This is a genomic window from Marinovum sp. E3 (assembly GCF_055755275.1).
In genome coordinates this window covers 2545972-2558703 of sequence record NZ_CM146908.1, presented here as the reverse complement: position 1 = coordinate 2558703, position 12732 = coordinate 2545972, and the positions used below count along the sequence as shown (strand labels likewise).

Here is a 12732-nt window from a genome sequence, read left to right as displayed (position 1 = left end):
CGCGCTCAGGCCTCGGTGTCGAGCCAGATGGTGACCGGACCGTCGTTGACAAGGCTGACCTGCATGTTGGCGCCGAAACGTCCGGTTTCGGTGGCAATGCCCTCACCGCGCAGCGCCGCGGCGAACGCCTCGTAAAGCGCGGCGCCGGTTTCAGGCGCAGCGGCGGCGGAAAAGCCGGGGCGGTTGCCGCGGCGGGTATCCGCGGCGAGGGTGAACTGGCTGACGACAAGCGCCGTGCCGCCGATATCCGTGACCGAACGGTTCATCTTGCCGGCCGCGTCGGGAAAGATGCGCAGGCGGGCGGCTTTGGCGGCCAGCTTTCCGGCCTCGGCCTCGGTGTCGCCCTGCATGGCGCAGACCAGAATCATCAGCCCCGGGCCGCATTGGCCGAGGACGTCGCCATCGACCGTCACCTGGGCTTCGCGCACCCGTTGCAGCAGCGCCCTCACGCCAGTTCGTGCGCCCAGGGCGGATTGGCGCCGGCGCGGCTGACGGTGACCGCGGCGGCGCGCATGCCGAGCGCGATCGCCGGTTCCAGGTCGGCCAGCGTGGCCTGTTTGAAGGCCTGTTTGGTGGCAAGACCCTGCTGGTGCAGGCCGGCCAGCATGCCGGCGTTGAAGGTGTCGCCGGCGCCGACGGTATCAACCACCTCGACCTTGGTGGTGGGCAGGTCGAGGCTGCCCTCGGCGTTCTGCGCCAGCACGCCTTCGCCGCCCCGGGTCATCAGCACCAGGCCCACCCCCTTGTCGGTCAGCGCCTTCGGGTCGGTGCCGCCGGTGAGCCAGACGAGATCCTCATCCGAGACCTTGACCACATCGGCCACCGCCAGCATCCGGTCGAGCCGGGCGCGATAGCGGGCCTCGTCGCGGATGAACCCGGGGCGGATGTTGGGATCGATCATGATCAGGCGGCTGTCGGCCTCGCGGATGGCAAGCGCCGCATAGGTGTCGCCGCAGGGTTCGACCGGCAGGCTGATGCCGCCAAAGAACAGCGCCGTCACTGCCGCAGGCACCGCGGGCAGGTCAGACTGCGCGAGCATGCGGCCGGCGGTGTTTTCATCATAGAATGCATAGGTGGCATGGCCGTCCTTCAGCGTCACGAACGCCAGGGTCGTGGGCCGGTCACTGCGCGGGGCCAGCGCGGTATCCACCTTGGAGGCCACCAGATCGGCCTCGAGCAGCTGGCCGAACATGTCCGAGCTGAGCCCGCCGAAATAGCCCGCCGGAGCCTCGAGACGGCCAAGGGCGATCGCCGTGTTGTAGACCGCGCCGCCGGTATGTGGCGCGAAGGCCGGCTCATCGAGGGTCGATGTGCGCGGCAACATGTCGATCAGCGATTCTCCGCAGCAGAGGATCATGAGGCAATTCCTGTATCCGGGGGCAAATTGTTTGCGCTAACTGTGACGTATTCGGCCCCTGCGCGCAAGCGCTCTCGGGGTGTGGGACGCCATGCCGCAACCGCTGTTGCGGAAATTTCCGGCCGGATGTGGCATAGTGCCGGGCACCGGAAGGACCACGGAATGCGTGCGGTCAGGGAGTGGATCGACCCGTTACGAATTTCCGCCTGGCCAGGGGAGCTTGCGCTGGCAAGGCGGCGTCGGCCTTCCGGTACGGGCTGACGTGCCCCGGGGAGGTGCGTCAGCCTATTGTTGCGAGATTGCCCAGAGATAGCCCAGCCCTCCTGCCAGGATGAGACCGATGACGACGGCGATGGCGATCTTGATCGCCGACCAGGGGCGTTCGCCCTGCACCCGGCCGGTGCGGCCGTTGACGACGAAACGATAGGTCTGGCCGCGATATTTGTAGGCGGCCAGCCAGACCGGCAGCAGGATATGCTTGAAGGTGATGTCGTCGACCGTGGTGTCGATGTCGGTGATGCGCTGGCGGTCGCCGCCGATGTCGAATTTCACATCGCGCTGGATCATCCTGTCCATCTGCACACGCGCCTCGGCAAAGCCATCGGCCAGCTCGACCGCATAGCCCTCGGCTCGGAACCCGGCGAGGAATTCGGGACGGTAGGGTTCGAGCGCGGCCAGATCCCAGGGTTCGAGATTGTCGGTATAGCGCTTGGGCAGCGAACGCGAGGCCAGCACCAACACATCGTCGAAAAACCGCGCCACCCGGCCCGAGACCGTGCGCCAGCGCACCTTCTGCACCCGCTGGGTGACGCGCTTGCCGTTGCGGGTGACGGTGCGGCTTTCGTAATAGACCGTGCCGCGCTGGCCGCGATACGAGGATTTGGTATCGGCATCGAAAGTCCAGTAGGGGACATAGATACCATCCATCCTGCGGCCCTTGCGGGCGTATTGCTGCAAGCCGTTGGGCGCGAACCAGAGTTTGCCCAGCCAGTCGGTCATCGCCTTGTGCGCCTGGCGTTCGTCGAGCGCGAAGGGCAGCAATCCGCGCGGCTTGATGTGGCGATGGGTGCCGGTGTCGATCACCACGGGGGTGGCGCAGAACGGGCATTCCCGGGCATGGACGTCGGCGTCGAACTCGACCTGGGCGCCGCAATTGGGGCATGTCGAAACGCGGGTTTCCTCGATCTCCTCCTGCGGCAGTCGTTGCGCCAGGGCCGCTTCGAAATCCAGTTCGCGCAGGGCGGCGCCGCCCCAGGGGCCGATGGCGATCTCGGCGCTGTTGCCACAATGGTCGCATGTCAGCCCGCCGGTGGCCGGATCGAACCGCATGTCGGCGCCGCATTCATCGCAGGCAAAGCGGTGTTCGGCTTCGGGGGCCGGCGGAGGAGAGAGCGTGTCGGTCATGCGGGGGCTTTCGCGAAGGATGACAGGGCGGAACTTGCCATATTTTCGACCGGGGAAGCAACGTGTTACAGCCCGCTGCTCACAGCGCCAGCTTGTAAGAGCAGCTCACCGCCAGCACCTCGATCTGGGTCTCGACAAAGGCAAACCCCAGGACATCCTCGAGCAGGGTCCGGAGCAATCCGCCTTCGGCCGTGCCGGGCTTGCCGAGATTGTCCTGCGAGACCGCCAGCGCCTCGGTGACGGGGTCCAGCAGATTGCCCAGGCCACGGGCGGATGATGCCAGGACGCATCCGGTCAGAAGACGGCAGGCGTGGTCGGAAGCCTTGCCCCCGGTCTCGGCCCGGAAGGCGCCGATGAGATCGGCCACCGCGCCGGTGATCTGTTGCAGGCCGTGGACATCGATCTGATAGTGGTCGGCGCGGATTTCCTTGACCTTGCCCTGCGCCACCTCGTCATGGGTAAAGCTGATCCGGGTATCGCTGCTTTCCATCATTTTGAGCGATTTGACCGGGGCCAGCGGTCTGTCGAGTGGCAGGCCCAGCAGACGCAACGAGGCGTCCACGTTCAGCAATTCGGCGGTCACCGGCGCGAAGACGGCGGCGGTGTCTGTACCGACGCGGCTGCACTGGCGGCCCTGGGCGGCCAGCGTGGCGGTGCTGTTGGCCAGGTTGATCCCGAGACTGAGCCGCAGCAGCGACGACAGGTGCAGCCCGTCGACGGCAATCCGGATCTGCGCGCTCTTGGCGCGGGCGTCCCGGCTTCCGGGGTGTGCCCCCAGCACGATCACGCGGGGTTCGGAAATCTGCACGCTGATCCCGGCGCCGGCAAAGGTTCCAAGCGATAGCCGCGCGTCGAGATCGACGATCCGCGCGCCAAGGACTTCCAGCGCGCCAAAGACCACATCCGAGATATGCAGCTCAAGCGGCGGAAGCAGCGTGTTGGTGACCTGCACCTCGCGCAGCCCGGGCGCGAGGTGCAGGAAGTCGCCCAGCCGCAGCCGCTCCGAGGCAAAGACCGGGGCCGCCAGCTCTGCCGCCAATCCGGTCTGGCCATAAGCCGCCTCGAGAATGTCGATCAGCGGCAATTCGGCGTCGAGAACGTCGCCATAGGTGGTATCGGGTGCCAGCAGTTCGCCCCTGAGCGCCAATTGGTTCATCAGACTCACGGCGTTGATACGAAGCCCGTGACCGGAACACAGAAGATCCATGTCGGCCCCCAGCAGCGGTTCGAGCAGACCGTTCAGAAGCCGCAGCGAGAGCAGGCAGTTTGACAGGGCAAAGCTGACCCGCGGGTCGACCACGGCCACCGCCGACCGGGTGACAAGCGGCGGCGCGTCGCGCAGGAAGAAGCGGCCGAGAACCGGGAAGCGCGCCGGCGAGGTCGCCACCACCTTGACCGCGGTGACACCATCGAGGTGCGACTGGTCCGGGTTGGCGACGAAGTCCCCGGCCGCCAGACGCCCGAACAGGATGTGATCGGCCGCCGGCGGGCGGATGTCGTAGATCTCGGATTGCACCAGCGTCCGCGCGGCGGCGGCGCGGGTTGTCGAGGCGGTGGAGAGGTTGCGCACCCCCGACAGCGCCGCAAGGTCGGCCTGCGACTGCACCGCCTTGCGCTGCGCGTTCAGGTCGGACAGGTCGATGGCAATGCCGGCCACCATGATCATTGCCGGCAGGAGAATGGCCATCACCACGCTCAGAAAGCCATCTTGGCACCGGAAAAAGCGGGCAAGCGGGCGAGAGAGGGAAGCGTTTGCGATACGACCTTGCATGGCGACCTCTTACAGAACGATCTGCGCGGAACGTTCGATCTGTTTCAGCTCGACGCCGAAAACCTGGACCGCACGATCGAGAAAGCTGCCGTCAATCGAATAGGACAGGGTGACCCTGCCCAGGGTCCGGCCGTCATCGATCTGGCAGGTCAGTGATTGCACCTGGGCCGGGTCGATGAAGGTAAGCTGACCGGTCACTTTCTCGAGCATGTCGGCCTGGAGCCAGGCACAGACCGCCTCCGGCTCGAGTCCAAGATCGATGTATTTCAACGATTGTCGCGTCAGGTCATGAGCGGCCTGCTGGACTTCGCTTGTGGTGGCAATATGGATCGCGAGGGAAACAAACATCACGACCACCAGCATGATTGCGGTCAGAATGATCGAGAATTCGACACTCACACTTCCGCATTCATCGTTTCGAAATTTGGAAAGTCGGGTCTTGAGGGGGGGATAAGGCATTTTCTGTCCTTATGGTACAAATACTATGGAATAACTCGTCTTATGGGGGAATTTTGGACGGGGAATTGCGGCTCAAATCGGGCGAAATTGGGCACTTTTCAGGTAGGAAGATCTCGGGAATGCGACGCCTTCCTTGTGCGACCACAATTTTCATGTTTTTTAACAGTAACCTGGATGTCCTCAGGCAGGTCTGCGCGGTCTGCGGAATTATCGGAAAATGAGGTAGTTCAAAAAGGTAAACAATTTATGCAACTTTTGAGAGATAAATCTCTCTACGACTTTGGTGCTTATTAATCGATCAAAGTGAATTTCCAAAGCCCATTGGCCGCGAATGAGAATCGGCGCGTCGAATCACGGGAATGGACTGCGGGAAATAATTCCGGCGCCAACGCCGGTCGCTCCCGGGCGCGTGACGGGCGAATACGCGCCCGCAAGAGGCGCGGCCAGGCTCCGGGGCGGGCCCGGCCGCGCCGTGCAAGGATCAGTGTCCGGGTGGCGGCGGCGGCAGGATGGTAAAGAGCTGCGCCAGCTCCTGCACGTCTTCGGCGCGTTTCCAGCCGTCCTGACCGGCAGTCCAGACATAGGTCTCGCGGGTGATCTCTCCGTCCTGGGCCATGCGGCCAAGACGCGCCTTGGAGAAGGGGCCCTTGGTCTGGCCGCCCTCGGCGATGTGCCAGACGTGTTCGACCGGCGGCGGCGGGGGCGGCGCGGCGGGACTGGCGGCGGGCTGCTGGCCCCAGGGGCCTTGCGAGCCCGCCATCTGCTGCGCCATCGCCATGCCCATTCCCATGCCGAGACCGGCGCCCATGCCACCGCCGCCGCCGGGGTTGGATGCCGCCTTGGTCATCGCTTCGGCGGCGGAATACTGGGTGAACTTGCCGAGATCGCCGGCGAGACCCATCGAGGTGCGCTTGTCGAGCGCTTCCTCGACCGCCGGCGGCAGCGAGATGTTCTCGATGTAGAACTCGGGGATCTCGAGGCCGTAGCCTGCCACGATCTGGCTGATCTCGGCGGCGATCATCCGGCCGAGATCGGCGGTATTGGCTGCCATGTCGAGCACCGGTATGCCCGATCCGGCAATCACGCGGCTGAATTCCTGAACGATGATGTTGCGGATCTGATAGGAAATCTCGTCCATGGTGAATTCGCCGTCGGTGCCGACGATTTCCGTCATGAAGAGCGCCGGCTCCCTGACCCGCACCGTATAGGTGCCGAAGGCGCGGATGCGGGTGGGGCCGAACTCGGGATCGCGCAGCATGATCGGGTTCTTGGTGCCCCACTTCAGATCGGTGAAGCGGGTGGTGTTGACGTAGTAGATCTCAGATTTGAACGGGCTTCTGAAGCCGTGATCCCAGTGCTGCAAGGTCGTCATGATCGGCATGTTGTTGGTCTCGAGCATGTAGAGACCGGGGGTGAAGACATCTGCCAGTTGGCCCTCGTGCACGAACACCGCCGCCTGGCCCTCGCGTACCGTCAGCTTGGCGCCATACTTGATCTCATGGCCCTCGCGCTCGAAGCGCCAGACCATGGTGTCGCGGGTGTCGTCGGTCCAGTGGATGACGTCGATGAATTCACCGGTGAGGAAATCGAAAATGCCCATCGGGTCTCTCCCTTGGTTCAGCGAAAGTGGTCAGATCAGGTGCTTAGCTCGGTCCGCCGAGCATCTCGTCGGCGATGGTTTCGACAATCGGTTTCGCCTCGTCCCAGGACATGCCGGCCCGCAACCGGCGGTCGTAGAGCATCTTGAGCAAGAGCTCGTCATGGCTGGTCAGCAGGGCAAATTCGTCGTCGTCGTTGAAGATCGACGGCCGGGCGCGCGGGCTGTCATTGGCCAGGCCCAGACCCTGCGCCAGCTCCTCATGCACGCAGCTCTTGCGCAGGAGCGAGGGGTGTTCGGCGCGGATCAGGGCGATCGACTTGGCGTATTCATGGCCGCCCGGCTCGGAGGAAAAGGCGATCACAAGGCAATGGATCGAGCGCGGCAGGCTGCGAAAGATGTCGAGCGCGTTCCGGTTGATGTTGGGCACGATCTCCTTGACCCGGGCGGGCAGGCGATCGCCGTCATCCTCGGACATGTAGAGCACGTAGTAATTGGGATCCCTGTCGGTCATCGTGATCGGATGGCCGGTGACGCGGGACAGCCGCGCGGCATAGCGCGCAACCTCGGCCCGGTCTATTGCCTGCTGCGCCTCCGGCACGGTGCGGCCGAACTCGACCGACATGCGGATCGGCTGGCCCCAGCGTTTGAGCCGGCTGGCACCGCCACGGCCCGAGCGCAGCCCGGCGCCGCGCACGTATTCATCGAAAAACGCGATCCGTTCGAAATTGTCGATCAGCATGCGGCGGCTGAACTCGGTGTCCGGGCCGCCGCCATCGGTGCGCAGCAGGCCCTGGGCCACCAGCTCGGTTTCGACCTGGGTATAATAGGCCGCGAGCTTTCGGCTGTCGTCCGAAGGGGTGGTCGGGCGCGCGGTCTCGGGCGGCTTGGGCGAGACAGGCGTGACGGGGCGGTCAGGCGGGACGGGCACCGGATCGACCGGGGTGGTGCAGGCCGACAGCGTCAGGGCGCCGGCAGCCACCGCACAGAGGAAAAGGCGCCCGACCATGCGCTCAGGCCGCCGGAACGGCGGTGCCGGCGGTGTCGCCCAGCCCGGTTTTTTTCGCCTTGGCCGCAGCCAGGGTGTCGCGCAGCTCTTGTTCCATGCGTTGCAGCTCCTCTTCGGCGGCGGCGCGGCGCGCCTTGCCTTCGTCGGCGATTTGCAGGCTTTCCTGGATGGTGCCGATCAGATCGGCATTGGCCTGTTTCACCGCTTCGATGTCAAACACCCCGCGCTCCATTTCCTCGCGGATCACCTTGTTCGAATCCCGCAGGTTCTTGGCGTTGGCGGTCAGCAGCTCGTTGGTCAGGTCATTGGCCTCGCGCACCGCGGCGGCGGCCTCGGCCGAGCGCTGGATCGTCACCGCCTGCGCCAGCTGGGTTTCCCAGAGCGGCACGGTGTTGACGAGGGTCGAGTTGATCTTGGTCACCAGCGACTTGTCGTTCTCCTGCACCAGCCGGATCGAGGGCAGGGATTGCATGGTCACCTGGCGGGTCAGCTTGAGGTCGTGCACCCGGCGTTCGAGATCGTCGCGCGCGGCGCGCAGGTCGCGCAGCTCCTGCGCCTGCATCACCTGGCTGTCCTCGGGTGCCGCCTTGACCTCGGCCTCCTTGGCCGGGATCACCGTGTCATCCAGCTCTTTCAGCTTTTCCTCGCCCGCAGCGATATAGAGCGCCAGCTCGTCGTAGAAATTCAACGTCTTTTCATACAGCATGTCGAGAGACTTGATGTCTTTCAACAGCTTGTGTTCGTGTTCTAGCAGATTGCCGGTCACCCGGTCGATCTGGCCCTGCACCTCTTCGAAGCGGGCCGTGAATTTGGCAAATGGCGCGGCGCGGCCGATCAGTTTTTCCCACCAGCTCCGTTCGCGGCGCACATCAAGCTCCGACACCGAAAAGCCGCGGATCGTGGTCACGATAGAGCGCAGCGAGTCGCCGGCCGGCCCCACGTCCTTGTTGCGCACGTCCTGCAACATCGCCTGAGAGATTTCCTGAAGCTCGGCCTGGGCCGCCGATCCGAACGCGACGATGGAATTGGTGTCGTCCATGTCGATCTCGTCCATGCGCTGGCGGATTTCGCTGCTCACGGTGGGATCGGCCTGCTCCAGAGACACGATTTCCTGTGCTTGTCTCGGCTCGGGCAGGACCACGGCGCTCACCTCTTCTACCAGGGCCAAATCCTGTTTGGCCTTCTCTCTCACATTGTCCGACATGGGTTTGTCCTTCCCCGGTTAAACTGTCTCGGGCTCAGTCGAGCCGCACCCCTTCGCGCTGCAAGCGGTCGCGCAGCACGTCTATTTCGATTGCCAGATCGGCGTTGCTGTCGCTCAGCAGCTTGCGTGTCTTGGCGACATAATTCTCTTCCAGATCGGTCAGCAGCATCAGGTAGTCAGATTTCGCCGCCACATCCCGGTCGCGGGCATAGATGTCGGCGAATTTGATCGTCGCGTCGCGGGCACCCATCAGGTAGACGCCGAGATAGCGCCGCGCCGAGGTCAGATCGCGCGGATCCTCCTCGACCGTGCGCAGCATCTCACGCACCGATTGCTGAAACCGTTCGACCCGCGCCTCGAGCCGCGGATCCTGTGCCCGGCGGATCGCGCCCATCATCGCAGCCAGATGCGCCTCGGCCTCGTCGATGACGCGCGCCACCCGGTCCTGCTGAAATTCGTCGACGCCCTCGATCGATTTGTTTCTCAGCGGGTCAGGGCCGAAAGCGGTGATATGCAGCGCCGCCGCGATCACCCCGTAGAGCCCGCTGGCGGCAAAGCCCAGCTCATGGCTCAGCCCGGCCAGTGCGGTGCCGGCGCCGATCAGGAGCGTGCCGAGGATCTTGCGCGGCAGGGCAGGGCGGCGCGCCACCTTGCGCGCGTCATAGGCGGCCTCGGCCTTGAGCCCCTCGCGGGTGAGCCAGGCCGCCAATGTCCAGGTGCCGGCGCCGGCAAGTCCCAGCGCCAGCGCCTCGGGGCCCGTGCCGAAAGCGGTGAAGGCCAGAAGCGCGCCGGGCACGAACAGAAGGTTCGACCGGGCGCCGGTGGGGCTTACCGTCGCTTTCAGCGGCCGCAGGTCGGAGGCCGCATCTGTCTTGCCCTTGGGGCTGTAGGTTCCGCCGTATCTCTGCGCCATCACTCGGCCCCCAGCCAGCCGACGGCCACGCCGGACATCAGGAAGAACAGGCAGGCATAAGCCACCTTCTGCACGCCGTTCAGCTTGCCGCCACGATTGCCCGAGGACCAGACGGCCACCGCCACCGCGCCCACCGCAACAATCACCGCGGCCAAAATCAGCAGCGTGACAAACCGGATCATCAAAAAACCCCCTCAACCTCGCTCACAAGATAGGTGATGACAGGCGCCATCGCTAGTGCCGTGCCGCGGTGCGCCGCTCGGCATTGAGCTTGCGGGTATAGCCCGATTGCAGGATTTCCACCGCGAAAAGCACCACAACCGCAAAGTAGAAGGTGGTCTTGGACATCGGGATGATCTCGTAACCAAAGACCTTGAGCGCCAGGGTGTCGTCATGCATCGCATGCGCCGCCGCCTGACCGGCTTCGCCCAGCAGGACCACGCCGACAATCAGCAGGATGAAAAGGCCCAACACTTCGTACATCCGGTTTTTCTCGAGAAACCGCGTCACCCCGTCGGCCAGCACGAGCATCGCCAGACCCGACAACAGGATCGCGGCGGCGAGGATCGGGAAGACATCGGTGATGGCGATGGCCGAGAGCACGGAATCGAAGGAGAAGATCAGGTTCATGGTCACGATCAGCCCGATCACCTGAGCCGCGGATTTGCCGGATTTGCCCTCGATATCGGTCGTCAGATGCTCGATCGACAGCATGTGGCCGATTTCCTTGACTGCGGTGTAGATGATGAACACCCCACCAAGGACAAAGACCAGCGTCGCGAAATTGACGCCGCCGGTCAGCACGCCCTCCCAGTTCAGCACGAAAAACGGCGCGCTGAGCCCGTCGATCAGCCGGATCATCACAAAGAGCAGCACCACGCGCAGAACCACCGCGATGATGATCCCCCAGAAGCGCACCGCCTTTTGGTGCGCCACCGGCGCCCGCTGGCTTTCGATGGAAATATACAGCAGGTTGTCGAACCCGAGCACCGCCTGCAAAAAGCAGAGCATCACCAGATTGCCCAGGTTCTCGATGGTGAGAAGATCGGCCATGGTCCTGAAACCCCTTAAAAATAACGTCGATACTGCATAACGCAGAATCTCATGAATGAACAACGACAGGCAGGGGGAAAAAGGTCCCTGCGGTCTCAGCGAATGCGCTTTCTCCGGGTGCGCTGCGGTTTCGGGCGGTCGGGTTTGGCACCGTCGAGGCCAAGCTGATCGCGCAGGATCTTGCTGCGCACCTCCTCGACCTCGCCGGGCTTGAGCTGGCCAAGCTGGAACGGGCCGTAAGACACCCGGATCAACCGGTTCACGCTGAGGCCGATGCTTTCCATGGCGCGGCGGATCTCGCGGTTCTTGCCTTCGCGCAGCCCGACGGTCAGCCAGGCGTTGGCGCCCTGCTGGCGGTCGATCGAGACGATCATCGGCAGGTAATCGGTCCCGTCGACATGGGCGCCCTTGCGCAGCGGCTCGAGCAGCGCGTCGGTGGGCCGCCCCTTGACCCGCACCCGGTAGCGCCGCAGCCAGCCGGTCGAGGGCAGCTCGAGCCTGCGCTTGATGCCGCCGTCATTGGTCAGCAGCAGCAGGCCTTCGGAATTGAGGTCGAGCCGGCCGACCGACATCACGCGCGGCAGGTCTTCCGGCAGCTCGTCAAAGATCGTCGCCCGCCCCTGGTCGTCCTTGTGCGAGGTCACCAGCCCGGCCGGCTTGTGATAGAGCCAGAGCCGCTCGGGCTCGGGCGCATCCAGCGGCTTGCCGTCGACCTCGATCTTGTCCTTGCCGGTGACGTTGAGCGCGGCCCGGGCGATGATCTCGCCGTTCACGCGCACGCGGCCGGCCTCGATCATGCGTTCCGCTTCGCGCCGCGAGGCGATGCCCGCGCGCGCAAGAACCTTGGCGATCCGGTCGCCTTCAGGGGGTTTCTGAGCCATGCCGCAGCCTTAGTCAGTTGCGCCTTTGCACGCAAGCGGGCAAGAGAGGCCATGACCTTCCGTTCCCATATGGACCTGGCCCTCGAAGAGGCGCGTGCCGCCGCCCGGCGCGGCGAGGTGCCGGTGGGCGCGGTGGTGGTGGCGCCCGACGGCACGGTGGTGGCCCGTGCCGGCAACCGCACTCGCGAGCTCTGCGACCCAACCGCCCATGCCGAGGTGCTGGCCATTCGCGCCGCCTGTGCCGCGCTGGGCTCGGAACGGCTGGTGGGCCATGCGCTTTATGTGACGCTGGAGCCCTGCGCGATCTGCGCCGGCACCATCGCCGCGGCGCGAATCGCCCGGGTCTATTACGGCGCCTCGGACCCGAAATCGGGCGGCGTGGCGCATGGCGCGCGGGTGTTCTCGCATCCCCAGGCGCATCACGCGCCCGAGGTGTATGACGGCATTGCCGCCGAGGCGGCGGAAACCCTGCTCAAATCCTTCTTTGCGGAGCGGCGATGACGCGGCTGATCCTGTTTCACAAACCTTTCGGCGTGCTGTCGCAGTTCACCGACAAGGGTACCGAAGGCACGACGCGCCCGACGCTCTCGGACTTTGTCGATGTGCCCCGGGTCTATCCCGCCGGTCGATTGGATCGCGACAGCGAAGGGCTGTTGCTGCTGACCGACGATGGCAAGCTGCAACACCGCATCGCCCATCCCAGGGCCAAGCAGCCGAAAACCTACTGGGTCCAGGTCGAAGGCCTGCCGGAGCCCGAGGCGCTCGAAGCGCTGCGCCGGGGTGTTACGCTGAAGGACGGCAAGACGCGGCCGGCCAAGGCCCGCCGGATCGAGGCGCCACAGCCACTGTTTGACCGCGACCCGCCGGTCAGGTTTCGCAAATCGGTGCCCGATTGCTGGCTCGAGCTGACCATCACCGAAGGCAAGAACCGCCAGGTGCGCCGCATGACCGCCCATGTCGGCCACCCCACGCTGCGCCTGATCCGGGCGCAGATCGGCCCCTGGCATCTGGGTGGATTGCGGCCGGGGGAATGGCGCGACGCGTGAGTGGCAGAGAGCCGCGCCCCGGCCCCCGCGCCGGGGCC

Annotated in this window: 14 protein-coding genes; 2 read left to right on the top strand and 12 right to left on the bottom strand. The window is 64.9% G+C overall.

The genetic code is table 11. The annotated features are described in order from the left end of the window. Positions 1-5: 5 nt before the first annotated feature. The 12 genes from dtd to AC0J5K_RS12410 form a co-directional block, all read right to left on the bottom strand. Positions 6-449 (bottom strand): D-aminoacyl-tRNA deacylase, encoded by a 444-nt coding sequence (gene dtd, locus AC0J5K_RS12465; RefSeq protein WP_074838914.1) that lies wholly within the window; start codon positions 447-449, stop codon positions 6-8. Continuing rightward, positions 446-1357 (bottom strand): carbohydrate kinase family protein, encoded by a 912-nt coding sequence (locus AC0J5K_RS12460; RefSeq protein WP_074838916.1) that lies wholly within the window; start codon positions 1355-1357, stop codon positions 446-448. The genes dtd and AC0J5K_RS12460 overlap by 4 nt, the downstream gene beginning before the upstream one ends. Positions 1358-1642: 285 nt before the next feature. Next, positions 1643-2761: a TFIIB-type zinc ribbon-containing protein gene (locus AC0J5K_RS12455; protein ID WP_274565931.1), complete on the bottom strand. Its 1119-nt coding sequence runs from the start codon at positions 2759-2761 to the stop codon at positions 1643-1645. Positions 2762-2840: 79 nt separating this feature from the next. Continuing rightward, complete coding sequence (locus AC0J5K_RS12450) at positions 2841-4448, bottom strand: hypothetical protein (RefSeq protein WP_274565932.1); 1608 nt, start codon at positions 4446-4448, stop codon at positions 2841-2843. A gap of 93 nt (positions 4449-4541) precedes the next feature. Next, complete coding sequence (locus AC0J5K_RS12445; RefSeq protein ID WP_048532554.1) at positions 4542-4931, bottom strand: hypothetical protein; 390 nt, start codon at positions 4929-4931, stop codon at positions 4542-4544. Positions 4932-5472: 541 nt separating this feature from the next. Continuing rightward, a complete protein-coding gene (locus AC0J5K_RS12440) occupies positions 5473-6591 on the bottom strand; it encodes an SPFH domain-containing protein (protein WP_274565933.1) in 1119 nt (372 codons plus the stop codon). 43 nt (positions 6592-6634) lie between these two features. After that, positions 6635-7597, bottom strand: a complete 963-nt coding sequence (locus tag AC0J5K_RS12435; protein ID WP_053083368.1) for a DUF2927 domain-containing protein — start codon at positions 7595-7597, stop codon at positions 6635-6637. A gap of 4 nt (positions 7598-7601) precedes the next feature. Further along, entirely contained in the window at positions 7602-8801 is a 1200-nt protein-coding gene (locus AC0J5K_RS12430) for a toxic anion resistance protein (RefSeq protein ID WP_274565934.1), read from the bottom strand. Positions 8802-8835: 34 nt separating this feature from the next. Continuing rightward, positions 8836-9714, bottom strand: a complete 879-nt coding sequence (locus tag AC0J5K_RS12425; RefSeq protein ID WP_048532550.1) for a 5-bromo-4-chloroindolyl phosphate hydrolysis family protein — start codon at positions 9712-9714, stop codon at positions 8836-8838. Next, positions 9714-9896 (bottom strand): hypothetical protein, encoded by a 183-nt coding sequence (locus AC0J5K_RS12420; protein WP_048532548.1) that lies wholly within the window; start codon positions 9894-9896, stop codon positions 9714-9716. Before AC0J5K_RS12420 ends, AC0J5K_RS12425 begins: the two co-directional genes overlap by 1 nt. Before the next feature lie 52 nt (positions 9897-9948). Continuing rightward, positions 9949-10767 (bottom strand): TerC family protein, encoded by an 819-nt coding sequence (locus tag AC0J5K_RS12415; protein WP_074838933.1) that lies wholly within the window; start codon positions 10765-10767, stop codon positions 9949-9951. Between the two features lie 95 nt (positions 10768-10862). Beyond that, the gene (locus AC0J5K_RS12410; RefSeq protein ID WP_274565935.1) at positions 10863-11648 is read right to left on the bottom strand and encodes a pseudouridine synthase; all 786 of its coding nucleotides are present in this window, start codon (positions 11646-11648) and stop codon (positions 10863-10865) included. Positions 11649-11699: 51 nt separating this feature from the next. Between AC0J5K_RS12410 and AC0J5K_RS12405 the strand changes: the two genes are divergently transcribed. Beyond that, positions 11700-12149 (top strand): nucleoside deaminase, encoded by a 450-nt coding sequence (locus AC0J5K_RS12405; RefSeq protein ID WP_274565936.1) that lies wholly within the window; start codon positions 11700-11702, stop codon positions 12147-12149. After that, positions 12146-12694 (top strand): pseudouridine synthase, encoded by a 549-nt coding sequence (locus tag AC0J5K_RS12400; RefSeq protein ID WP_074838938.1) that lies wholly within the window; start codon positions 12146-12148, stop codon positions 12692-12694. The genes AC0J5K_RS12405 and AC0J5K_RS12400 overlap by 4 nt, the downstream gene beginning before the upstream one ends. Positions 12695-12732 lie beyond the last annotated feature (38 nt).